Consider the following 21686-nt stretch of genomic DNA (forward strand, 5'->3'; position numbering starts at 1 on the left):
TCAGGCCGGGAAGGAATCGGGAGTGGGAGGGCCGCCAAGGCCCGGGCGTGCCTTGACAGGTCAGTCATGTCGATCGGCTTCTTTCTGGGTCGTGTAGCCGTAGCCGTCCGCGCGTTGAAGATGACGGACGTGCCGGTGGTTGATCCCGGTGATGCGGCCGTGCCGGGTGGTGATGTCGAACGAGCCAGAAGAGCGGACCAGGACTCGCCCGGCGTGAACCCCGGCCTTCTTGCCTGCCGGGACGGTCGCGCGAACCAGGTCGCCGGTTTGGAAGCCGTGGTGGCGTTTGCTCCGTGGCCGGACAAGGCGGGGGAACCCGTATCGGTCGGGGGTGGTGCGGGCGTAGGTGCCGCGCCCGGTCGCCGTGACCACCAGGACCACCGGCGGCCAGGCGATCACGGTCTCCAGTTCGCCGACGTGCAACGCGTCCAACGTGTGCGACTTCGGCGCGCCGGTGCGAGAGCGGTTCCATTTCGTGCGCCCACCGGAGGCGCCTGCCACCGGCAGGCCCGTGGCGCTCAAGGCTCGCCACAGTGCCCACCGTGTCGCGTTGACGGCCGCCGCGTCCCTGAGTGGGGTCTTCGACTGGGCGAGGACCCGCGCCAGCACCTTCGGTCGATCCGCCAGGAACTCCTCGACCGGCGTGGCGTTCTTCGCCTGGTTACAGGCGATGCACGCCACGCACAGGTTGCTGATCCGGTCGGAGCCGCCCCGGCTGCGGGGGTGGATGTGGTCGAGGTTCAACGGCACACCGGTCGTGCCGCAGTAGGCGCAGGTGCGCCCCCATTTGGCCAGCAGGTATTCGCGGACCTCGTACCCGGCCAGGGTGCCCTGCTGGTATTCCACGCCTTCCAATGGCCTCCCGGCTGATAGGGCGTGGGTGTCGAAGGAGACCTTTTCCACGTGGACGGCGGCCACGGGCGCCCACCGGGTCAGCCGGACCACCCAGGACATGGTGGTGTCGACGCGGTGGCGCAGCGACGGCGCGAGCCACCCTTTCGGTTTGGTGCGGTTGTTGAACCGGGGGGCGCGGTAGCGCAGGTTCCGCCCCCGGCGGCCCCGGCGCAACGCGGCACGGGCGGTGAGCCTGTCGCGGATCCGCCCGCCCCGATGGTCGAGCTGAATGCTGTACAGGCCGCTACGGCCGGCACTGTCGGCGCGGAACACGCTGATGCCGGTGTGCTTGCTGCCGGGGTCGATACCAACCTGCACACCGTGGACGGTGGAGTCGGCGGCCGCACGGTCGCGCAACCGGATGGCGAACGGGGTGTGGCGGTGGATCGCGGCCCGGCCCGAACGCAGCAGTTTGCGCGCGTAGGCCGGGCTGGTGGGTTGCAAGGGTTGGCCGTGCCTGTCGAGGACGAACACGGCCGAGTGGGCTGAACTGCCCGCTCCCTCGGGCGCCGTGGCGCCCTCGGGGTGACGCCGGCCCGGCGGTGCGGCCTGGCCGGTCTCCCCTCGCCCAGGTTGAACACCAGGTACCGCCGCGAGGCGGTGTCCGTGAGCCGTTTCGTGCCCACCCTCGGGCGTGTCTGCTCCCACGGATTCGAGAGCCTGGGGCTGAGGAAGCACCCCAAGGTCGGTCTGCGATCTTGTGTTCAACGTAGTCATCTGGTTGCACCTCCAGTTCGTGATGACTCGGGCTGGTCAACGCGGGGCTATCGGTGCGCGGTGTGGTACCTCAAGCCCTGGCCTTCAGGCCGGGGTCATTGACGGGGATCATTCTCGCTCATCCGCGGGACCCGCGGTGCTGGCAGGTCGAGGAGCAATCTCTCGCTTCCACGGCATCCCGGCGGCATCCTACAGGGGGCATCGGGCCGAGAGCGGGTAACGGCCGCACTCCCCGGGTACTTGGGTGCCATACTCGATCGGCTGGTAGTCAACGATTCCTGCCGTGCCGTCGAGCGGCCAGCCACAGCGCGGTCATCACGGCCAGCGCGCTCACGGCCATTCCGGTGAGCAGGCCCAGGATGGTGTCGAGGCTGCCGTCGAAGGTGTCGAGCTCCGCTTCGGCGACCCGCAGCAGCAGCACCAGGGCCACCGCGGTCAGCACCAGCAGGCCGGCGATCAAAGCGTAGAACTTCGGGCTGAGGAAGATGTTGCGCCTCGGCGTTCGCGGCGGGGCGGCCAGCTCCGCGGCGGGCCCCAGGCTGGCGGCCTTGGGCCGCTTGAAGTACTCGAAGCACACCCACCTGCCGCACGGCTCCCAGCCGTCGGGGGCGAGCAGGTCGAGCACGCTCTGGCGCCGGCCGGGCGAGACCAGCTCTCTCCGGTACTCCCACTGCTGAGGGTTCTCGGGGTCCCGGATGCTGACGAACAGCCCCTTCACGTCGATCCCGTCGACCTCCCAGCCCTGGGCGCCGTACTCGTTGAGCGTCTTGACATCGTGGAACAGGTCGGCGGTCCAGCGCCAGGTACGGGCGTCCGCGGCGGGCGGGGCCGAGGTGACGGCCAGCTCACGGGCCAGCTCGGCCGCCGGGCCGAACTCCTCCTCGGGGTCGCCGCTGCCGCTCTCGGCGAGGTAGCCGCCGAGGTCGTCCAGCATGGCCCTGACCCGGTCGGCGGGCATGCCCGCCTCGGCCAGAATCACGGCGAGCTCGTCGAAGTAGCCACCGGCGGTCTCGTCAACGTGGCCGTTCATCGAAGCCTCCCTTCAGGTGAACTCGTCTCGTTGTGGCCCTTGGCCAGTACGGCGCGTACCGACTCGTCGAAGTTCAGCCAGAGCCTGCCCTGCTCGGCGAGTGTCTGCCTGCCCTGGTCGGTGAGCCGGTAGTAGCGGCGGCCAGGCCCGCGCTCGGTCACCCGGAACTCGGCGGTGACCAGCCCCGCCTCCTCCAGCCGGTTGAGCACCGGGTAGAGGGTGCCGCCCTTGATCTGACCAAGGCCGGTCTCGGCGAGGTCTTTGGCGATCTCGTAGCCGTAGTTCTCGCCGGCCGTCAGGCTGGCGAGAACCAGCAGGTCGAGCACGCCCTTGAGCCAGCTCGCACGTCGGTCGCTCGTCATGGTAGCGATCCTACTTAGCCTGCGTGCCCGACTAGCTCACGTCGCGGCTGCGGGGTGAACACCAGGCCGCGAAGGTCGATCAGCGCGTGCAACAGGATCGGCATGAGCAGGCTGCCGGTCCTCAGGTAGAGCACGGTCAGGCCGAAGCCGGCCAGGGTGACCGAGAGCATGCCGCGCCGGCCCTGGTAGAGGTGGCCGGCGACGAACACCGCCAGCGCACCGAAGGCCGCGACCTCCGTGCTCAGGCCGAGCGCGCCCGTGCCGACCGCGATGAGCAGACCTCGGTAGACGATCTCCTCGGTGACGCCGGCGGTCACCGACAGGCCCGCGGCGTACCAGCGCTCGACCGTGGTGCGCGGCAGCAGATGGTTGAAGGCCTGCTGGCCGGGGACGGGCTTGCCCTTGGCGGCCAGCCGCTTGAAGACGAGCAGGCCGACTGCGGCGGCGACCAGGAAGCCGACGATCGTGCCGAGGGTGTCGTCCAGTGGCTCCGTGATCACCAGGCCGATGTCCGCGGCGTCGAGGTTCGGCTCCACGGCGACGATGAGCAGCGCCACGGCGGCCAGCATCCACAGCTCGGCGCTCCAGACCGTGACCATCCGGCGGTAGGCCATGGGGTCCTGGTCACGGGTGCGGGCCAGCCTGTCGTAGGTGTGCTTGCCGAGCAGGGGGGTGGCGGCGGCCAGGTAGCCGACGAGGACGACTGTCAGGACAAGCGTCAAGGGGGATGACAAGGGGGGCCTCCATAGGTGCTCTGCTATCTAGACCGTAGAGCAAGCTAGTTAGATATACAACCTATGTTGCAGTGAAGGCGTTCAAGGGTGCGGCGCGGAACCGGTAAGGGCGTGAAGACCTCCGGCAGTCGGCTGCGGTACGTCCCCGAGGGCATCCGGGCCGCCCGCGACATGCCGCCCAACCTCGATTCGGCATCACCTCGATCGACAAGTCCCTGGGCGCCGCTCCCGGCACCCTCTGCAACCGCATCTCCGGCCTGACCGTGAGTCTTCTCCGGGTGGAGCTCGACGTAGCTTCCCCGGAACGCTCGCAAGAGATCGTTTCGGGTCCTGGTCAGGGGGCCGATTTCATGCCCTGAACCGGCCAAACGCGATTTCGCCGCGGATCACCAGCGCTGACCGGCGACGGGCCGCACACGGGGCGGTGGCCCGCACGATTCTCCCTGCCCATACGCGGTGTGATGCCTGCGACGGATGGCACATCCTGCCCGCACGCCTTTCCCCGCCTCAGCTATCCGGACCCGCGCGTCGCGCGCTCCTCCTCATCTCGGAGCCGGAGCGCCCCCTCCGGAGGCATTGTTCTGACCGCGCGAATGTTTCATGCCTTTCTTCTGCTGCTTCTTGGCTGGGCTTGCCTGCTCGCCGAAGCCGTGTCGCCACCGGTTCGATCCCCGGTGGGGTGATGCCCCAGAGTCTTCATGATCTCGGGAGTCAGCGCCTCTGCCAGCGCGGGCGCGAGAGCATCGGCCAAGGCGGACGCGAGGACCTGTGTGACCAGGAGTCTTTCGACGATCGATGCCATCGGCGTTGCGCTCGGTGCCGATGCGATGGCCGTTTCGATCAAGGCGGCCATGGAGTCTCCACCGCGTGCGCGGGACTTCGTGGACTGGCCGGCCTCGCTGAATATGTCGCGGATGAGATCGTCGATCAGCGACTCCCCCGGCTCATGTCCGGCCGACTTGTCAGCGTTCTCCACCGCCATGGTGTGCCCCCTTCATGGTTGATGTGTGCCGTCCCCCGGTTGCTGGGTCCGTGGTAACCGGGGGACGGTGTTCTACCTGTGCCTGCTACCGGCCCGCTAGCGCGGCGAGCATGAGCGGGTGCTCGATCCCGCTCTCCTCGCCCTCCCCACGGCGGCACATGAGCGCGGCGAGCAGGAGCGGGTTCTCGGCCAGACCCCCACCGCGCTGCCTCCGGCGGCGCATGAGCGCGGCGAGCAGGAGCGGGTGCTCGATCCCGCTCTCCTCGCTCTCCCCGCGGCGGCGCATCAGTGCGGCGAGCAGGAGCGGGTGGTCGATGATGCCCTCTCCGCCCTCCTCATGACGATGGCGCATGAGCGCGGCGAGCAGGAGCGGGTGCTCGATCCCGCTCTCCTCGCTCTCCCCGCGGCGGCGCATCAGTGCGGCGAGCAGGAGCGGGTGGTCGATGATGCCCTCTCCGCCCTCCTGACGGCGGCGCATGAGCGCGGCGAGCATGAGCGGGTGCTCGATCCCGCTCTCCTCGCTCTCCCCACGGCGGCGCATCAGTGCGGCGAGCAGGAGAGCCCCAAGGGCCCGCTCATCACCCTCGCGCCCGACTGCTTCGGTGGGTGCGGGGCGCTCCGTGGTTGTCGTCATAGTGGTTTCCCCTTCAGCGTTTTCGGTGCGCGCACCTTTTTCGTAAGAGCCATACGCACCGTACCCGCGCCCGATTGGCTATATTCGCGGATCTGTACGATGTGAATGCATCTTGACCTGGCGTTTTGCTATGTCTATCCCATTTTCTTGCACCAATAAGATGGGGGCTAAGGTCGGCAAAGAATGCGCCGAGAATTCCTTCCCGCCCAACCATCCGCGCCAGCGAACCGCCTTTCGCCGCGCGCGATGCCACGCGGCGGGCGGGAGCGGGTGTGAAAACGGGGTCACCCCTTTGGGGGCCTGGAGGTCCAAGCTTGGGGAAGGCCGGAAGGTTGTTTGGGGCTGGGGTGGGGGCGGGGGCGGTAGACCGGAAATATCGCGGCATGTGAACGCATGTCGGGCTCGACTGCGCCACCCCGGGGGGGACCACTCATGGCCGACGACATTTTTGCCGCAGGAGAGAACTTCGGACAGGGGATGCCGGGGGTTCCGGCGCGGGGACGTGGGCCCAACACCGGAGAGCCCTTCTCCAGGCGTGACTACCGGCACCCGGCGGCGGGCTGGGGCGCGGCGCTCAGTGTCGGGAAGATGCTGGCCAGGACGAGGGAGCCGATCGAGGGGACTCGGGCGATCTTCCGGATGAACCACGAGAACCACGGTTTCGACTGCCCGGGATGCGCGTGGCCGGACGACAGGAAGGGCCTGCGCCTGGACATCTGCGAGAACGGCATCAAGCACGTCACCTGGGAGATGACCCCCAAGCGCGTCGGGCGCCGGTTCTTCGACGAGCACACCGTCACCGAGCTGTCCGGCTGGAGCGACTTCGCCCTGGAGGACCAGGGCAGGCTGACCGAGCCGATGGCCTACGACCCGGAATCCGACAAATACCTGCCGATCTCCTGGCCGGACGCGTTCGAGCTGGTCGGCTCGACGCTCAGGAAGCTGAGCAGCCCGGACCAGGCGTCGTTCTACACCTCCGGGCGACTGAGCAACGAGGCCACGTTCCTCTACCAGCTCTGGGCCCGCGAGTTCGGCACCAACAACCTGCCGGACTGCTCGAACATGTGCCACGAGGCGAGCGGCCGGGCGCTGACCGCCGCGCTGGGCACCGGCAAGGGCACCGTCGACCTGGACGACTGGGGCAGGGCCGACGCGCTTTTCCTGCTCGGCTCCAACGCGGCCTCCAACGCGCCGCGGATGCTGACCGCGCTGGTCGACGCGTACCAGCGCGGTGCCCAGATCGTGCACATCAACCCGCTGATCGAGGCGGCGGCCGGAAAGACGATCGTGCCCCACGAGCTTCTCGCGATGGGCACCTTCCACGCCACCAGGACCGGAACCCTCAACGTGCAACCGAGGATCGGCGGCGACCTGGCGCTGCTACGCGGGGTCGCGAAGGCCGTGTTCGAGGCGGCGGAGACCGACCCGAAGGCCATCGACCAGGGGTTCATCGACAACCACACGCACGGCTTCGAGGACTACCGGCGGGCGTGCGCCGAGGCCGGCTGGCCGCAGCTGGAGCGCCAGTCGGGCGTGGCCGAGGCGAGGATTCGCGAGCTCGCCGACGTCTACCTGCGTTCCAAGTGCACCATCATCAGTTGGTGTCTGGGCCTCACCCAGCAGGAACACGGCGTCGACACCGTGCGCGAGATCGTCAACCTGCTGCTGCTCCGCGGCAACCTCGGCCGCGAGGGCGCCGGTCCGTGCCCCATTCGGGGGCACAGCAACGTCCAGGGCAACCGCACCTGCGGGGTCGACTCCCACCCGAGTGAGCGGTTCCTCTCCCGACTGGCCGAAGTGTGCGGCATCGACCCGCCGCGGGCCTGGGGCCTGGACACCGTCGGCACCATCGAGGCGATGCACCGGGGCGACGTCAAGGTGTTCGTGAGCATGGGCGGTAACTTCGCGCTGGCCACCCCCGACACCCCGCGCACCTTCCAGGCGCTGCGCAACTGCGAGCTGACCGTGCAGGTCAGCACCAAGCTCAACCGCAGCCACCTGGTGCACGGCGAGAAGGCGCTGATCCTGCCCTGCCTCGGCCGTACCGAGAAGGACTGGCAGCGCCGCAGGCTGCAGGGGGTCACGGTCGAGGACTCGATGAGCATGGTGCACCTGTCGATCGGCATGCGGAACCCGGCCTCCCGGCAGCTGCTCTCCGAACCGGCGATCATCGCCGGGATGGCGCGGGCGACCCTGCCGGACAGCGCCACGCCCTGGCAGGAGTACGTCGACGACTACGACCGCATCCGCGACACCATGGCCCAGGTCCTCGACGGGTTCGAGGACTTCAACCGCCGGGTCCGGATGCCGCTGGGCTTCCGGATCCGCCAGCCCGCCCGCGAGCGGGTCTTCCTCACCGAGTCCGGCCGCGCCGAGTTCTCCACCGCTCCGATCCCGAACGTCATCCCGGAGGCGGGCCGCCTGACGCTGGGCACGGTGCGCTCCCACGACCAGTGGAACACCACCGTCTACTCCGACGACGACCGCTACCGGGGCGTCGAGAACCTGCGCACCCTGGTGCTGATGAACCGCGACGACATGCGGGACCGGGGCCTCGCCGAGGCCGACCTCGTCGACATCACCAGCATCGCCAAGGACGGCAGCAGGCGGAGCGTCTACGGCTACCGGGCCTTCGGCTACGACATTCCGCGAGGTAGCGCGATCGGCTACATGCCCGAGCTGAACGTGCTCTGCGCGCTCGTCGACTTCAGCCCGCAGAGCGGGCAGCCGCTGGCCAAGCACCTCACCGTCGAGATCACCCCGATGGCCGGACGCGCGGCCCGCGGCGCGGAGCAGGCCGGGGTGACCGGGGTGGCCGGGCGAGGTGGAGGCGCCGTGCGTGGCTGAGTGGACGCCGTCAGGTGACGGCGGGCACCGAGTGGAGCGGACGGGACGGCCGGAAACAACGTCTCGCGATGCTCGGCCAGGAACGCGAACATGCTGCCCGCGGAGGTCAGCTCTCGGCAGGTGGCCCACGCATCCGGACCGACCGGCTCTCCAGCCCATCCACCTTGCATAACACCCAGTCTGACCCCGCCATCGTTCGAGACGAAGCCAGATTCCAATGTCTTCAGTGGCCTCCTAGCCTTCTACAAGCCCCCTCCAAGAGGGCCGTGGAAATCTCGTCCTGATTGATCAGGCAAAAATAGGAGGAAACCATGATAACGCGTGCCACGTCTGGTTCTTTTCTCGCAGCAGCAGGCATTCTCGGGTCGCTGATCTTCACCAGCGCGACTCCCGCGAACGCCGCAGTCGATGCCCGCATCAGCCTTTCCCTGTTTGTCAAGGATGTGGATGAGGAAGGGACCTGGAGCAACGGCGACGAGGTCTTTATCGACGTTATACACAATGGGGGCACTCAGCGTTACGCTCCGATTTCGGGCACGATCGACGTCAACGAATCCGATGAGGGCAAGCAGGTCAACATCCCGTCGTCGAACCTTCTTAGATTCCCAGTGGGTCAGAAGGTGACGATCCAGGTATGGGAGGAGGACACCGCCGGGAATGATCTCCTCGCCGAGGCCAGAGACGTCGTCGTCGGGTGCAACAGCCCGTTCATGGGACTGACCAAAGCCGAGGACGTGAAGTACTATAACTACTGGTTCAACGGTAGCTTCTACTGCTAGTGTCCTGCACCGGAAATTCGCCCGAATATTCGGTATGATCTGGGATGCTGTTGACCAGCTGCTTTGAGCTGGGATAGGCCCTCTACTGTGCCAACGAATTTCCGACGCGGGACATTGGTGCAGCATTGCCGTGCAGCCCAGGCCGGGCGGATCTTGGCGACTTGGCTGTCCGGTCCGGTGCCGGTGATCCTCCCGGTGTGGAGTGAGCATCCGCGACACCATGGCCCGGGTCCTCGACGGGTTCGAGGACTTCAACCGCAGGGTCCGGATGCCGCTCCGGATCCACCAGCCGGCCCGCGAGCGGGTCTTCCTCACCGAGTCCGGGCGCGCCGAGGCCGACCTCGTCGACATCACCAGCATCGCCAAGGACGGCAGCAGGCGGAGCGTCTACGGCTACCGGGCCTTCGGCTACGACATTCCACGCGGCAGCGCGATCGGTTACATGCCCGAGCTGAATATCCATGTCGCTAGCCTTGGGCGTATGCCGCGCCTGGTGTTCTCCGACTCGGATCTCGGCCGTGTCCGATTCGCCATCCTGCCCTTTCAGGAAACGCTGAAGGCGGCGCGTGGTCTCGGACTGCCGAAACCGCCGCCCGGCCTGGCCGCGTGGCGTCATGCCAGCCGTGCGGCGTTGCCCGCGGTGGCTCGGCCGGTGGTGACACTGTGCTCGGCGCACACCCGGCATCTGCCGGACTTTCTGACGCCGCAGCCTTCCGCCGGCTCGATGTCGTTCGAGGATGAACTCCACGCGGCGCTTGACGACCCGTCCATGCCGGTGCAACAGGACACTGCCGCGTTCGCCGGCATGCTGGAGACCGTTCCGGTGGTCGTCGACACGCTACTGCACCATCCCGACCGCGGTCGGCGAACGTTAAGGCACGCTTTCACGGCGTTCCACCAAGCGGTGCTGGCCACCGACTGGCCACGGCTGCACGTCCAGTTGGCGGCGGATGTGGCCTATCGCGCACAGCTCGCGGCGCGGCACGGCGTGGACGCCATGCTTGCCACTCTGTGCCCTCCGCATGTGCGTTGGAAGTATCCGTATCTGGGATTCGACGGGCCGGGCGCGCCCGATTTCGCTCTCGGCGGCCGTGGGCTGGTTCTGGTGCCGAGCATGTTCCTGACCGATGGTGTGCACCGGCAGCTCAACGACCGGCAGCAGCCGATGCTCTTCTATCCGGCGCGCACGGCCGGGGCGTTCTGGCGTGACAACGGTGGGCGCGACTGGCCGGACGGGCGTTTGGCCGGGGCGATCGGTGAGCGCCGGGCGGCGGTATTGCGGGCTCTTGCCGATCGCTCCGGCTGTGGCACCACGGACCTTGCCGCGGCGTTGGGCGTCACGCCGGCGACCGCCTCGACACATATGGCGAATCTGCGACGTGCCGGGCTGGTCGTCACCACCCGGGTGGCACGAACGGCTCGGCACGAGCTGACTCCGCTGGGCCGGCACCTGCTGGACACGCACATCGGGTAATCGGTTACTCGACGGCGATCGCCTCGATTTCCAGCAGCCATTTCTCGGCATAGATGTCGGTGATGATGATGGTGAGAGCAGGACAGTGGTCTCCGAGAATCTCCTGGCGGATGCGGCTGTTGGCCTCCCGGTACACGCGGTCGGAGAGGTACGTGGTGACCTTGGCGAGGTTCCGTACGCCCATGTCGGCCTCGGCCAGTACGGCGAGGACGTTGCGCCACGTCAGGCGGCACTGGGAGTCGAAGTCCTCGGGAATCTCGCCCTGACTGGCCCAGGGGACCTGGCCGCTGACGAACACGGTGCGGCGGATATCGGCCACCAGGGTGCCATGCGTGTAGTTGTCCGTCGAGGCCGGGAGCGTCGCGGGATCGATGGGCTGGATCAGGGGGGTTTCCATGGCGGCGACGATAGGTACGCGGCCACCCGGGTCGCAAACACTTCGAGGATTCATCGAATCGCAGTGAGTTCCCCCCGCAGGACGGACACCTCACTTGAGTCGATCCATGAGCCCTGTCAGTCAGGCCATTCGGTGAGGCCGTACACGTCCAGAGCCGCCGATGTCGCGGCCTCCGCGTCGCGGTTTCCGAAGGCGGTGATCAGTCGTTCCCGCTGCGTCGGAGTGATCGCCGCAGGGGCCGGCAAAGGGATGCGTCGAAGGTACTGAGCTTGGAACCGGAGCGTCTTGCCGCGCATTCTCCTGAACACCCCGGCGTAGCGCCGTCACCGCCGGATATGCCGCGACCTGCTCCTCGAAAGCGTCGACGTCGTGCATCGCGATACAGGCATCCAGCGCGAACTCATCACCGACGAGCTTGCGGAGCTCCCTGCCGTACTGGTTGCGCATCCATCGGTCCGCGCAGATGAACCCGAGCCGGCCTCCCGCACGGAGAGAGCGGAGAGCGGCCTCGAAAAAGCCGACGTAGATGTCCGCCCGCCCCACCATCGTGGGCCATAGAGCCCGGTAGAGACTCATTCGCTCCTCAGGCAGGTCCTCCAGACGTATGTAGGGCGGGTTACCGACGACGACATCCACTCCAGGGATGCCCGCAGGCCGCTCAAGCAGGTAGTCGGCTCGTCGCACCCAGGTCTGAGCCACGCGGAAGGCGTCATCGGTCGCCCAGCCTTCCGCCGTCAGAACGCGCTCGACCAGAGCGCGGGACGCGGCCACGTTCCGAGGAAGAAGGTCAAAGGCCCGCACCGCGTCCAGGGTGGCTGTGATGTCTCGCCCGTGCTTGCGGCATGAGGCGCTGACCCGCTGCGATCACACCGAGGAACGCCCCACTGCCGCAGGCGGGCTCGACGAGCCGGAGCAGGGCAAGATCCTGATCTGGACGGTAGCCGACGAGGTCAAGGATCATCTCGACAACCCATTTACGGGTGAACACCTCCCCGTGCTCCACCGCCTCGTCAGGTATGTCGGCCAGCGCGGCTCGGGGGACGAGGTCGATGTCCAGGGCAAGAGTCTTCACGATGCCGCATTCCCCGCCGGTGTGGTGAACGGCATGCATGGTGCATGCTCGATGCGATCGGATTGTGCGGCCCAGGCCGGGCGGACCTTGGCGACTTCGATGTCCGGTCCCGAGTGCTGATGATCATCCCTATACAGAGAGTTTTCGTCAGGGATGATTTTTTATAGTTGTCCGGCTTTTATAGCCTTCAGGAAGGCAGCGAAGACCACGCCCTCGAACATTAGAGCCGGGCCGTGGAGGTTCTTGCTGTCGCGCACGGCGATCTGCCCGCCGCTCAAGCGGGCGACCTCCACACAGTCACCGCTGGCGTTGCTTCGGCTGGACTTGCGCCAGTCAGCTGCGGACAATTCGAGCTTCATGTTCAGGTGGATGCCGTTGATTACGCTCACGCTTCCTTGGCTAGTTTTGTCAGCAGGTCGCGGGACGCGCGGGCGTCCAGCGCCTTTGCTTGTAGATCGTCATACACCAGGTTATATCGGCGAATCGCAGCGGGTTGTTCCAGATACAGGCCGGATAGTTGGGTCTCCAAGTACACGACATCAGGGTCCGGTGCACCGAATCTGAGAATTACGAAGCTTCCATCCATGGCCGCATGTATCCCGGTGCCGAACGGGAGAATGTGAAGGTTCACGTTGTGTCGCTCAGATGCCTCGACAAGCTGGGACAGCTGACCCGCCTTGATGTTGCCCGGAAGCCGATGAAGGCTCGCCTCGTCCATGATGAAGCACAACTCAAGGGCATCATTGCCAAGTGTCTGCTGCTGACGCGCCAGCCTGAACTGGATCTTTCGATCAACCTCTTCGGACGTGCGGCTGATGAGTTCGGCGTGAACCAACGCGCGGTGGTAGTCCGGCGTCTGGAGCAGGCCGGGGATCAGCGACACGTCGTAGGAGCAACGCTGTCGTGCCTCGGTTTCGAGACCGACGAATGCCTGGAAGGACTCGGGAACCACGTCACCGAATGCTTGCCACCAACCTTGCTGACGAGCCTGCCGGGCGAGGTTGAGCAGGTCTGTCGCCTTGTCCTCCGGCACCTGGTAGAGGGTGAGCAGGGCACGTAGATCGTTGATTTTGATGCCCTGGCGGGCGGTTTCGATGCGGCTGACGGAGGATTGGGAGACCTCCAGTGCCTTCGCCACCTGGCCGGTGGTCAGGTTGGACTCCTTGCGTAGTCGGCGCAGCTCCGCCGCGAGCCGTCTACGCCTGACGGTCGGGCTCTCTTCTCTCTCACTCGCCACGGGAACCTCGGCCCTCCACGACAACGCGACTCTCCGCAGCCTTCCGTAAGCCATCCGTGCAGGCAAGCTGCATATTCATATCGCTGTATGCGGATCGCACTTGCAAAACGGGTTCGCGGGACGCATTATGGGCACGGCATGTAAACACGTTTCGGAGTCACCTGCGCACACTCCGTGGTGTATTGCCGGATCTGTCTCCCGATCCGGCGTTCCGCTGATGAAGGGCAGGATTTATGACGGTGTCGTCTTCGCATGAGCAGTACCTTCACCTGGTGCGGTTGGCGTGGGGGCTCCGCCAGCTGGAGGTGGGGGTCAGGATCGAACTCCCGGCCTCCCAGGAGCCGTACGTGGCGGTGCGGCGCGAGTCAGGACCGCTTCGGGTGCTCGCCCTGCTCAGGGGGAAGAAGTGGATCTTCGCCTGGGGGCGGGGCCGCCACCAGTGGATCGCGGCCTTCGACGAGGACGCGGTGCGGCGCATCCACGAGATGGTGGCGCGGTGACGGCCGGGCTGCTGGGGACGATCACGCTGCCGGGGGTGGAGTGCTCGGTGCCGGTGGCGCGTCACTGCGTCGGCGCGGTACTGGCGGCGGCGGGGTGCGCCTCGGTGGACGATGTGCTGCTGGTGGTCACCGAGCTGGTCGGGAACGCGATCAGGCACACCGCCTCAGGCAGGTGCGACGGCACCCTGACCCTGCACGTCCTCGACGCCGGACAGCAGCTGATCCACATCGAAGTGATCGACTCCGGTGCGGCGACGTTCCCCGAGCCGCGCGAGCCGGATCCGGAGAGCTTCGGCGGGCGCGGCCTGTGGCTGGTCAACCAGTGCTCGGCCAAGTGGGGAGTACGCGAGATCGACGGCGGCCGCCGCGCGGTATGGGCACTGCTGCCCTCCTCGGATGGCCGGTAGCGCGTTCCGAGCGCCCGATGGCCCTGGAGCCACGCTTTTTTCCGCGAGAGGATTGAAGACATGGCCAACGAACTGTGACGACAGGAGAGGGCGGCGGCGTGTCCCGATCAGATCTGTCCAATGCCACCTGGCGCAAGAGCAGCCTCAGCGGTAGTGACCACAACTGTGTGGAGGTCGCCTTCCTGAGCGGTGGCGCTGTCGCCGTCCGTAACTCCAACCATCCCGATGCCGGAACCGCCGTGTTCACCCCTGCCGAGTGGGCGGCCTTCATCGGCGGCGTCAAGAACCACGAGTTCGACTCTTATTGAAGAGGTACGGGCTGAAGACCATGACTTTCGGCTCCGGCAACGTCCTGCATCACTACCGACCCACTGCTGTTTGACTCACCGGCCTGGACATTCACCGGGTCCGCTGCTCTGGGTGTTGCTGTGGTGGACCGGCTATGCGGCATGAGGGTCGGTGCCACGCAGGATGTAGAGATCGTCGCCGAACACCGCCGAGATCTGGATCTGTCCGCCGAGGGCCTGTACGTAGCGGGCGATCGCCTCGACGGTGGACACCTCGCCACGCTCGATCTGTGAGACCCGGCTTTTGGTCACGCCCATGCGGTCGGCCACGTCCGTCTGGGACAGTCCCAGTGTCTTCCGCCGCTCGGCCAGCCGATAACCGTCGATGTAGGCCTGACTGCGTCGCCTCACCTCGGTCACGGCTTCCTCGCCATCGGAGCTCGCGACGATGTCCGTGCGGATGTCGCTCCATTTGGGAAAGTTCGTCATCGGTCCTTCTCCTCTGCCTCTCGCTCTTTCAGATACTCCTCGTACAGCTCTTCCGCGCGGGGGATGGTTCTGCGGTACCAGCCCGACCAGTCGCCGGACTTGTCGCCGCCGAGACGTTCCTGATCGCCTTCCACCGGCGTGGCCGGTTCGACGCGGCCAGGGGCGGGGTCCGGCCCTGGCTGTACGGCATCGCCACCAACCTGATCGGCCGCCACCGCCGGGCCGAGATCCGCCGCTACCGGGCGCTGGCCAGGACCGGGCCGCCTCCCGACGACGACGGCCATGATCAGCGGGTTGCCGAGCGGGTCACGGCGGGGGTGACGGTCGGCCGGTTGTCAGGGGCGCTGGCCCGGCTGTCCAAGGGTGAGCGGGACGTGGTGCTGCTCATCGCATACGGCGGGCTGACCTACGAGGAGGTCGCCGAGGCGCTCGGGGTCGCCTACGGCACGGTGGCCTCCCGGCTCAGCCGGGCCAGGACCAGGCTGCGCGACGCGCTGGGAGTGGAGGTCTGATGAAGGAGTTCAAGCTCATCGACGAGGTGATGCCGGATGCGCCGCTCGCCGATCCGGCGAGGACGGCGGAGATCAGAGCCAGGGTGCTGAACGGCGGCCGGCGGCCCCGGCGGAGGTCCACGGCACGCTTCGGAGTGCGGCTCGGGTGGGTGATCACGGCGGTGGCCACGGCGGCGGTCGTCGTGACGGTGACGGTGTTGCCACGGCTGGAGGCGGTCACCAGCTCTCCGGCCGTGGGTCCGAGGGCGGATCTGGAGATCGCGGCGGACCTGATGGCTGGGCGGACCGAACCCGAGAGCGGCCGTTACTGGCGGACGGTGACGGAGGTCACCCGTCGCCTGAAGATCGACAAGAGCTACTTCGTGGATGAACGTGACCGCCGGACCAGGTGGCTGAGCGGCACTGACCTGCCCAAGGTCGCAGAGCGTCGGCTCATCGGCATAAAACCGGTGACAGCGGCTGATCTGGCCAAATGGAGGCGCGCGGGTTCGCCGGAGCTCTGCGAGGGCGGTGAGGACTGTGCGGGCGGCTTCCTGCGGCCGGGCCAGACGGAGTACGTGCCGTCTTCGGGGCAGAAAGCGAAATACCTCCGCGGCGGCCTGCTCGGGGCCGACCTGAACATGCTGGAGTTCATGAGGCTGCCGGACGATCCGGTGGCGCTCAGGTCGGAGCTGCTCGGCTCATGGTCCGCCTTCCCGGCCAGAACGATATGGGCGGGAGAGAAACCGGTCACGGGAGAGAAACCGGTCATGACCAGGGATGAATGGCTCTGGGCGGTGGGCACCGGCATCCTGGACGAGGCACCGATCTCCCCGGCTGTGCGGGCCGCGCTCTATCGCATGCTGGCGGATGTTCCCGGTGCCCGCGTCCTCGCTGACGGGCGGACGGTGACGGTGGCCAGGGCGTTCCAGAACGGTTTCATCGACAGTCACGTGGTGATCGACCGGGCCACGGGAGAACTGTCGGCCATCCGGAGCGTGCTGCTGAAGCCGGATCCGCAGCAGAAGGGCTCGCTGACCGACTTCAGGGGGCTGCCGCAGAAGTCGGTCATATTCGAGGTCGTGTTCCTGGCGATGGGCTGGACCGACGAGGCCCCCGTGCTCCCCGAAGACTGCGAGCGGCGGAGGTGCGTCCGTTAGCGGCTTGCCGCCGCGTTCTCGCCGGAGGTCGTTCGACGGGAGGGTGAGGGCGACGTGCGCTTCCCGTCGAACGATCAAACCGGATACTCAGCGGCGGCGCAGGGCGCGGCTGACCAGCCAGGCGATCAGGATGATGCCCGCCAGGGCGGCGACCAGTGGGGCGATGCGTTTGAGCAGTGGCAGGCCCGCCACCTCCAGGAGGTTCATGGCCTCCTCGTCGGGGCTGAGCGAGGTGCGTGAGGTGCCCGCCGGATGGCTCTGGCGGGACCCGGACCTCTCGTCGACGACGAGGCCGGGCGGTGTCGGCACCGCGCTGAGATGCCGCCCGGACGCGCCCGCTCCTGCCCCGCTCAGCTCCTCCAGGCCGGCCGGGGTCGCGGGGCCGGGGCCCGAGGCCGCCGAGACCACCGGAACCTCGTCGTCCGGGCCGGGCTGGGAGGGAGCACTCCAGCCGCCCGTGCCCGGCGTCTCGGCAGGCGTCCCGGCGGCGGTTTCCACGCCGGGGCTCTCGCCCAGCAGCAGGGAGAGGTTGGCCGCGAACCTGTCGATCAGCTTCTCGCCGACCTCGGACATCACCCCCCGGCCGAACTGGGCCGGGCGGCCGGTCACGTTGAAGGAGGTGTCGACGGTGACCCTGGTGTTCCGCCCCTCGGGGTGCAGGCGCGCGACGACCGTGGCACCGGCGGTGCCCGAGCCCCTGGCCTCCTTGCCGGAGGCCTTGATGGTCATGGAGTGGGTGTCCTCGTCCACCTTCTCGAAGGAGGCCCGGCCCCGGTAGGTCACCGTGATCGGCCCGACCTTGACCTTCATCCTGCCGGTGAAGGAGTCTTCTTCGACCTGGTCCACGGTGGCACCGGGCAGGCAGGGGCCGATCCGCTCGACGTCGAACAGCACCGGCCACGCCTGCTCGATCGGCACGGGAACCGTGAACTCGTGCTCGAACCGCATCGCCATCGATCCGCTCCTTGTCGGTCGGTCGCTGTTGCGACATTACGACTACACGGGGGCGTATTACCAGTATGCCGCTACGGGGCTGGTTGACCGCCACACGCCGGTACGTGTCGGTCGGCGTTCGTTCCCCCCCTGCCCCTCCGGGCGGGGATGATGCCTTCGCCCTCCCGTGCGGCCCGTTTTCCGCATGCGCCGCATTGTCGTAGGTCATCAGCTATATCTGGTCCAGTACGGCGGGTAATCACCCCAGGTCGATCAGGGGCGCGTGCGGGATACAGGGCGAGGTGCTCCGGCCCGAGGGACGGGAAGGCGCTCTCGGGCTCCCGGGTGATCGCCGATCATGGCGAGGACACTCGCAGGTCCGTCGGAAGGTACGGGGTGAGAACCCGGCGGGTTCTCACCCCGTCACGGCGGGATTCAGCCGCTCGCGGCCCTGACCGCCCTGCGGGTCAGCACCCGGGCCAGATGGCGACGGTAGTCGGGTCTGGCGTGCAGGTCCGAGGGGGGCGAGGTGCCGTCGTCGGCCTCGGCGCACGCCTCCCCGACGGGGTCGGCGCCGGTGGAGCCCACGGGCGCGAGGTCCACCCCGCGCAGCGCCGTCTCCACCGCACTCGCCCGCACCGGGGTGGGGCCCATGTTGGTCAGCGCGATCCTGGCCTCCTCGACGGCCCCGCCACTCCGCCGTACGGCCGCCGCGACGCCGACGATCGCCCACGCCTGCGCCGTCCGGTGGAACTTCTCGTAGTGGAAACCCCACCCGGGGCCGAGTACCGGCACCCGGGCGCCGATCAGCACCTCATCGGGTTCGAGCGCGGGCTCCAGGTAGTCGACGAAGAAGTCCGCGGCGGGGATCTCCCGCTCGCCGTCGACGGAGCGGGCGACGAAGACGCAGTCGAGCGCCAGGGCCACGGCCGGCAGGTCCCCCGCCGGATCGGCGTGGGCCATGGAACCGCCGAACGTGCCACGGTGCCGTACCGCGGGGTCGGCCACCGTGGCCGTGGCCAGCGCGAGCAGCGGGACGCGCTCCCTGATCACCCCGGAGCGCAGCACCTCGTCGTGGGTGGTGAGCGCGCCGATGAACACGTGGTCGCCCCGGTCCTCGATGCCGCGCAGCCCGGGCAACCGCCCGAGATCCACCAGCACCGACGGGTAGGCCAGCCGCAGCCGCAGCAGCGGCAGCAGCGACTGGCCGCCGGCCAGCACCTTGACGTCGTCGCCGGAGGCGAGCACCTGGCACGCCTCCTCCACCGAGGAGGGCCTGACGTAGTCGAACGACGCGGGGATCATCGGTCTCCTCCCTCGGCGGCCGCTCCCGGCCGACGTGTGGCGTCCGCCTCGGTGACGATCCGCCAGATCCGCTCCGGGGTGCAGGGCATCCGCACGTCGTGCACCCCGTACGGGCGCAGCGCGTCGACGATCGCGTTGACCACGGCGGGGGTGGAGGCGATGGTCCCGGCCTCGCCGACGCCCTTGACGCCCAGCGGGTTGGTCGTCGCCGGGGTCTCGGTACGGTCGGTGACGAAGTCGGGCAGGTCGGCCGCCGAAGGGATGAGGTAGTCGGCCATCGTGGTGGTGAGCAGGTTGCCCTCGGTGTCGTAGACCGCCTCCTCGAACAGTGCCTGGGCGATGCCCTGGGCGATGCCGCCGTGCACCTGGCCCTCGACGATCAGCGGGTTCACCACCGAGCCCACGTCGTCGACCGCCACGTAGGTCCGGATCTTCGAGGCGCCGGTCTCGGTGTCCACCTCGATCGCGCACAGGTGGGTGCCGTGCGGGAAGGAGAAGTTGTCCGGGTCGAAGGTCGCGTCGGCGTCCAGCGCGGGTTCGAAGCCGTCGGGCAGGTCGTGCGCGGCGAAGGTGGCCAGCGCCAGTTCCTGGATGGTCCTGCCCGCCTCGGTGCCCCGGACCTTGAACGTGCCGTCGGCGAACTCGATGTCGTCGGCGGAGGCCTCAAGCAGGTGCGCGGCGAGCTCCTTGGCGCGGTCCTTCACCTTCTCACAGGCGGCCAGCACGGCGACGCCGCCCACCACCAGGGAGCGGGAGCCGTAGGTGTCCATGCCCTTGTGCGAGACGGACGTGTCGCCGTGCAGCACGGAGACGTCCTCGAACGGCACGCCCAGCGCGTCGGCGACGATCTGGCTCCAGGCCGTCTCGTGTCCCTGGCCGTGCGGCGAGGAGCCGGTGACGACCTCGACCTTGCCGGTGGGCAGCATCCTGACCGAGGCGTGCTCCCAGCCGCCCGCGCCGTAGCTGAGGCTGCCGAGCACCCGCGAGGGCGCCAGCCCGCACATCTCGGTGAACGTCGAGACGCCGATGCCGAGCTGGACCGGGTCACGCCGGTCGCGCCGGTCCGCCTGCTCGGCCCTGAGCTTGTCGTAGCCGAGCAGGGCCAGGGCCCGCTCGGTCGCCGCCTCGTAGTTGCCCGAGTCGTAGGTCAGCCCGCAGATCGTGGTGTACGGGAACTCCGCGTGGGTGATCCAGTTGCGGCGCCGCAGCTCGACGGGGTCCATGCCCAGCTCGTGGGCGAGCTCGTCCATGGCGCGCTCGATCGCGAACGTCGCCTCGGGGCGGCCCGCGCCCCGGTAGGCGTCGGTCGGCATCTTGGTGGTGAAGACGCCGGTGCACGTGAAGTCGTAGGCGTCCATCTTGTAGATGCCGTTGTACATGAACGCGCCGAGCAGCGGCACGCCCGGCGTGACCAGCATCAGGTAGGCGCCCATGTCGGCGAGCAGGTCCACCTTGACGCCCCGCACCCGCCCGTCCCGGTCGGCGGCGACGGAGATCCGCTGGAGCTGGTCGCGGCCGTGGTGCACCGTCAGGTTGCCCTCGGAACGGGACTCGGTCCACTTCACCGGCCTGCCCAGCCTGCGGGTCAGCAGCAGCGCGAGCACCTCCTCGGCGGTGACCTGGAGCTTGGAGCCGAAGCCGCCGCCCACGTCGGGGGCGACCACCCGCAGCTTGTGCTCGGGGATGCCCGTCGTCAGCGCGAGCATGACGCGCAGGACGTGCGGGATCTGGGTGGACGAGTAGAGCGTGAAGGTGTCGCCGTCGGTGGTGGCCACGACCGCGCGAGGCTCCATGGCGGTCGGGATGAGCCGCTGCTGCACGTAGGTGCGCTCGATCACCACGGGGGCGTCGCGGAACGCCTCCTCGATGTCGCCCCCGGCGAACTTCCAGGTGAACGCCTGGTTCCCGGCCTCGTGGACCTTCGGGCTCCCCTCGGTGAGCGCCTCGGTCATGTCGAGCACCGCGTCCAGCGGCTCGTAGTCGATCTCGATCGCCTCCAGCGCGTCGGCCGCCTTGTAGCGGTCGGTGGCGACCACGCAGGCCACCGCCTCGCCGACGTAGCGGACCTCGTCCACCGCCATGGGCGGGTGGTCGGGGATGACGATGTCCTCGCTGACCGGCCAGGCGCAGGGCAGGCTGCCCTGCTCGCCGGCGAAGTCGCGCCCGCTGTAGACGGCGACCACGCCCGGCTGACCGCTCGCGGCCGAGGTGTCGACGCGGGTGATCCTGGCGTGGGCCATCGGGCTGCGCAGGAAGGCCACGTACATCATGCCGGGGAGTTGGATGTTGTCGGTCCAGGTGGTCCTGCCGGTGACCAGCCGGGCGTCCTCCTTGCGCCTGCGCGCCCTGCCGACCTCGTGGGCGGACGGGTCGTTCAGCCGGTCGTTCTCGATGAGCTGCTCGGTCATGGCGCCGGCACCTCCTGCGCGGACGACTCGGACGCGCTCCGCCGGGACATCTCCGCCGCGCCGCGCCGTACCGCCCTGACGATGTTGCAGTACCCCGTACAGCGGCAGAGGTTGCCCTCCAGCCCCTCGCGGACCGCCTCCTCCGACGGGTCGGGGTCGTCCCTGAGCAGGTCGATCGCCGCCATGATCATGCCAGGGGTGCAGTACCCGCACTGCAGGGCGTGCTCTTCGTGAAAGGCCTGCTGCATGGGATGCCACTCGCCTCCCCGCGCCAGGCCTTCGACCGTGACGACATCGCTCCCGTCGGCCTGCACGGCGAGCACTGAACAACTCTTCGCGCTCCTGCCGTCGAGCATCACGGTGCAGGCGCCACAGTTGCCGGTGTCGCAGCCGATGGGCGTGCCGGTCCTGCCCAGCCGATCTCGTAACAGGTGAACGAGGAGGAGGCGCGGCTCGACCTCCTCCTCGTATGCGATTCCATCGACGTTGACGGTGATTCGGGGCATACGTCCTCCAAGAGCAACCACAGGGGTACAGGAGAAGTGAG

Annotated in this window: 24 protein-coding genes; 8 read left to right on the forward strand and 16 right to left on the reverse strand. The window is 68.1% G+C overall.

All coding sequences use genetic code 11. The features are described from left to right. Positions 1-60 precede the first annotated feature (60 nt). The 6 genes from iscB to ACQP0P_RS07765 all read right to left on the reverse strand — a co-directional run bounded on the left by iscB (position 61) and on the right by ACQP0P_RS07765 (position 5353). Positions 61-1338: an RNA-guided endonuclease IscB gene (iscB, locus tag ACQP0P_RS07740; protein WP_433372826.1), complete on the reverse strand. Its 1278-nt coding sequence runs from the start codon at positions 1336-1338 to the stop codon at positions 61-63. 541 nt (positions 1339-1879) lie between these two features. After that, positions 1880-2641, reverse strand: coding sequence for a hypothetical protein (locus ACQP0P_RS07745; protein WP_433372829.1), 762 nt, complete (start codon positions 2639-2641; stop codon positions 1880-1882). Beyond that, a complete protein-coding gene (locus ACQP0P_RS07750) occupies positions 2638-3003 on the reverse strand; it encodes a PadR family transcriptional regulator (protein ID WP_433372832.1) in 366 nt (121 codons plus the stop codon). The genes ACQP0P_RS07745 and ACQP0P_RS07750 overlap by 4 nt, the downstream gene beginning before the upstream one ends. Before the next feature lie 14 nt (positions 3004-3017). Further along, a complete protein-coding gene (locus ACQP0P_RS07755; RefSeq protein ID WP_433372835.1) occupies positions 3018-3737 on the reverse strand; it encodes a CPBP family intramembrane glutamic endopeptidase in 720 nt (239 codons plus the stop codon). 598 nt (positions 3738-4335) lie between these two features. Continuing rightward, entirely contained in the window at positions 4336-4719 is a 384-nt protein-coding gene (locus tag ACQP0P_RS07760; RefSeq protein WP_433372838.1) for a hypothetical protein, read from the reverse strand. 85 nt (positions 4720-4804) lie between these two features. Beyond that, positions 4805-5353 (reverse strand): hypothetical protein, encoded by a 549-nt coding sequence (locus ACQP0P_RS07765; protein WP_433372841.1) that lies wholly within the window; start codon positions 5351-5353, stop codon positions 4805-4807. A 432-nt stretch (positions 5354-5785) separates the two neighbouring features. Here ACQP0P_RS07765 and ACQP0P_RS07770 point away from each other — a divergent pair, with 432 nt between their 5' ends. The 3 genes from ACQP0P_RS07770 to ACQP0P_RS07780 all read left to right on the forward strand — a co-directional run bounded on the left by ACQP0P_RS07770 (position 5786) and on the right by ACQP0P_RS07780 (position 10453). Then, positions 5786-8200, forward strand: coding sequence for an FdhF/YdeP family oxidoreductase (locus ACQP0P_RS07770; protein WP_433372844.1), 2415 nt, complete (start codon positions 5786-5788; stop codon positions 8198-8200). Between the two features lie 311 nt (positions 8201-8511). Beyond that, the gene (locus ACQP0P_RS07775; RefSeq protein WP_433372847.1) at positions 8512-8979 is read left to right on the forward strand and encodes a hypothetical protein; all 468 of its coding nucleotides are present in this window, start codon (positions 8512-8514) and stop codon (positions 8977-8979) included. Between the two features lie 202 nt (positions 8980-9181). After that, complete coding sequence (locus tag ACQP0P_RS07780; RefSeq protein ID WP_433372850.1) at positions 9182-10453, forward strand: DUF5937 family protein; 1272 nt, start codon at positions 9182-9184, stop codon at positions 10451-10453. A gap of 4 nt (positions 10454-10457) precedes the next feature. Here the strand turns inward: ACQP0P_RS07780 and ACQP0P_RS07785 are convergent, their stop codons facing one another. The 5 genes from ACQP0P_RS07785 to ACQP0P_RS07805 form a co-directional block, all read right to left on the reverse strand. Continuing rightward, the gene (locus ACQP0P_RS07785) at positions 10458-10850 is read right to left on the reverse strand and encodes a RidA family protein (protein ID WP_433372853.1); all 393 of its coding nucleotides are present in this window, start codon (positions 10848-10850) and stop codon (positions 10458-10460) included. A gap of 120 nt (positions 10851-10970) precedes the next feature. Next, entirely contained in the window at positions 10971-11651 is a 681-nt protein-coding gene (locus ACQP0P_RS07790) for an Eco57I restriction-modification methylase domain-containing protein (RefSeq protein ID WP_433372856.1), read from the reverse strand. Continuing rightward, complete coding sequence (locus ACQP0P_RS07795) at positions 11638-11922, reverse strand: hypothetical protein (protein ID WP_433372858.1); 285 nt, start codon at positions 11920-11922, stop codon at positions 11638-11640. Before ACQP0P_RS07795 ends, ACQP0P_RS07790 begins: the two co-directional genes overlap by 14 nt. Positions 11923-12083: 161 nt before the next feature. Next, positions 12084-12311: a DUF397 domain-containing protein gene (locus ACQP0P_RS07800; protein WP_433372861.1), complete on the reverse strand. Its 228-nt coding sequence runs from the start codon at positions 12309-12311 to the stop codon at positions 12084-12086. Beyond that, a complete protein-coding gene (locus ACQP0P_RS07805; RefSeq protein WP_433372863.1) occupies positions 12308-13159 on the reverse strand; it encodes a helix-turn-helix domain-containing protein in 852 nt (283 codons plus the stop codon). The genes ACQP0P_RS07800 and ACQP0P_RS07805 overlap by 4 nt, the downstream gene beginning before the upstream one ends. A 239-nt stretch (positions 13160-13398) precedes the next feature. On the opposite strand from ACQP0P_RS07805, the gene ACQP0P_RS07810 reads away from it, so the two are divergent. The 3 genes from ACQP0P_RS07810 (at position 13399) to ACQP0P_RS07820 (ending at position 14374) form a co-directional block, all read left to right on the forward strand. Beyond that, positions 13399-13659 (forward strand): hypothetical protein, encoded by a 261-nt coding sequence (locus tag ACQP0P_RS07810; RefSeq protein WP_399528628.1) that lies wholly within the window; start codon positions 13399-13401, stop codon positions 13657-13659. Beyond that, the gene (locus ACQP0P_RS07815; protein WP_433372867.1) at positions 13656-14066 is read left to right on the forward strand and encodes an ATP-binding protein; all 411 of its coding nucleotides are present in this window, start codon (positions 13656-13658) and stop codon (positions 14064-14066) included. The genes ACQP0P_RS07810 and ACQP0P_RS07815 overlap by 4 nt, the downstream gene beginning before the upstream one ends. Positions 14067-14164: 98 nt before the next feature. Continuing rightward, positions 14165-14374 carry a DUF397 domain-containing protein gene (locus ACQP0P_RS07820; protein ID WP_433372870.1) on the forward strand — a complete coding sequence of 70 codons (210 nt, stop codon included), beginning with the start codon at positions 14165-14167 and terminating at the stop codon, positions 14372-14374. A 132-nt stretch (positions 14375-14506) separates the two neighbouring features. Here ACQP0P_RS07820 and ACQP0P_RS07825 read toward each other — a convergent pair whose 3' ends face one another. After that, a complete protein-coding gene (locus ACQP0P_RS07825; protein ID WP_433372873.1) occupies positions 14507-14842 on the reverse strand; it encodes a helix-turn-helix domain-containing protein in 336 nt (111 codons plus the stop codon). A 122-nt stretch (positions 14843-14964) separates the two neighbouring features. On the opposite strand from ACQP0P_RS07825, the gene ACQP0P_RS07830 reads away from it, so the two are divergent. Beyond that, on the forward strand, positions 14965-15354 hold the full coding sequence (locus tag ACQP0P_RS07830) for an RNA polymerase sigma factor (RefSeq protein ID WP_433381737.1): 390 nt from the start codon (positions 14965-14967) through the stop codon (positions 15352-15354). After that, positions 15354-16493 (forward strand): hypothetical protein, encoded by a 1140-nt coding sequence (locus ACQP0P_RS07835; protein ID WP_433372876.1) that lies wholly within the window; start codon positions 15354-15356, stop codon positions 16491-16493. The genes ACQP0P_RS07830 and ACQP0P_RS07835 overlap by 1 nt, the downstream gene beginning before the upstream one ends. A gap of 87 nt (positions 16494-16580) precedes the next feature. Here ACQP0P_RS07835 and ACQP0P_RS07840 read toward each other — a convergent pair whose 3' ends face one another. The 4 genes from ACQP0P_RS07840 to ACQP0P_RS07855 form a co-directional block, all read right to left on the reverse strand. After that, on the reverse strand, positions 16581-17447 hold the full coding sequence (locus ACQP0P_RS07840; protein WP_433372878.1) for an SRPBCC family protein: 867 nt from the start codon (positions 17445-17447) through the stop codon (positions 16581-16583). A gap of 414 nt (positions 17448-17861) precedes the next feature. Next, the gene (locus ACQP0P_RS07845; RefSeq protein ID WP_433372881.1) at positions 17862-18731 is read right to left on the reverse strand and encodes an FAD binding domain-containing protein; all 870 of its coding nucleotides are present in this window, start codon (positions 18729-18731) and stop codon (positions 17862-17864) included. After that, a complete protein-coding gene (locus ACQP0P_RS07850; protein ID WP_433372884.1) occupies positions 18728-21139 on the reverse strand; it encodes a xanthine dehydrogenase family protein molybdopterin-binding subunit in 2412 nt (803 codons plus the stop codon). The genes ACQP0P_RS07845 and ACQP0P_RS07850 overlap by 4 nt, the downstream gene beginning before the upstream one ends. Continuing rightward, the gene (locus ACQP0P_RS07855) at positions 21136-21645 is read right to left on the reverse strand and encodes a (2Fe-2S)-binding protein (RefSeq protein WP_433372887.1); all 510 of its coding nucleotides are present in this window, start codon (positions 21643-21645) and stop codon (positions 21136-21138) included. The genes ACQP0P_RS07850 and ACQP0P_RS07855 overlap by 4 nt, the downstream gene beginning before the upstream one ends. Positions 21646-21686 lie beyond the last annotated feature (41 nt).

It is taken from the genome of Streptosporangium sp. CA-115845 (genome assembly GCF_050943795.1).
Lineage (GTDB): Bacteria > Actinomycetota > Actinomycetes > Streptosporangiales > Streptosporangiaceae > Streptosporangium.

Excerpts from the sequence above, each read along its gene's own strand:
- ACQP0P_RS07745 (WP_433372829.1), bottom strand. The coding sequence starts at position 2,641 with ATGAACGGCCACGTTGACGAGACCGCCGGTGGCTACTTCGACGAGCTC.
- ACQP0P_RS07750 (WP_433372832.1), bottom strand. The coding sequence starts at position 3,003 with ATGACGAGCGACCGACGTGCGAGCTGGCTCAAGGGCGTGCTCGACCTG.
- ACQP0P_RS07760 (WP_433372838.1), bottom strand. The coding sequence starts at position 4,719 with ATGGCGGTGGAGAACGCTGACAAGTCGGCCGGACATGAGCCGGGGGAG.
- ACQP0P_RS07765 (WP_433372841.1), bottom strand. The coding sequence starts at position 5,353 with ATGACGACAACCACGGAGCGCCCCGCACCCACCGAAGCAGTCGGGCGC.
- ACQP0P_RS07770 (WP_433372844.1), top strand. The coding sequence starts at position 5,786 with ATGGCCGACGACATTTTTGCCGCAGGAGAGAACTTCGGACAGGGGATG.
- ACQP0P_RS07775 (WP_433372847.1), top strand. The coding sequence starts at position 8,512 with ATGATAACGCGTGCCACGTCTGGTTCTTTTCTCGCAGCAGCAGGCATT.
- ACQP0P_RS07785 (WP_433372853.1), bottom strand. The coding sequence starts at position 10,850 with ATGGAAACCCCCCTGATCCAGCCCATCGATCCCGCGACGCTCCCGGCC.
- ACQP0P_RS07825 (WP_433372873.1), bottom strand. The coding sequence starts at position 14,842 with ATGACGAACTTTCCCAAATGGAGCGACATCCGCACGGACATCGTCGCG.
- ACQP0P_RS07835 (WP_433372876.1), top strand. The coding sequence starts at position 15,354 with ATGAAGGAGTTCAAGCTCATCGACGAGGTGATGCCGGATGCGCCGCTC.
- ACQP0P_RS07840 (WP_433372878.1), bottom strand. The coding sequence starts at position 17,447 with ATGGCGATGCGGTTCGAGCACGAGTTCACGGTTCCCGTGCCGATCGAG.
- ACQP0P_RS07845 (WP_433372881.1), bottom strand. The coding sequence starts at position 18,731 with ATGATCCCCGCGTCGTTCGACTACGTCAGGCCCTCCTCGGTGGAGGAG.
- ACQP0P_RS07850 (WP_433372884.1), bottom strand. The coding sequence starts at position 21,139 with ATGACCGAGCAGCTCATCGAGAACGACCGGCTGAACGACCCGTCCGCC.
- ACQP0P_RS07855 (WP_433372887.1), bottom strand. The coding sequence starts at position 21,645 with ATGCCCCGAATCACCGTCAACGTCGATGGAATCGCATACGAGGAGGAG.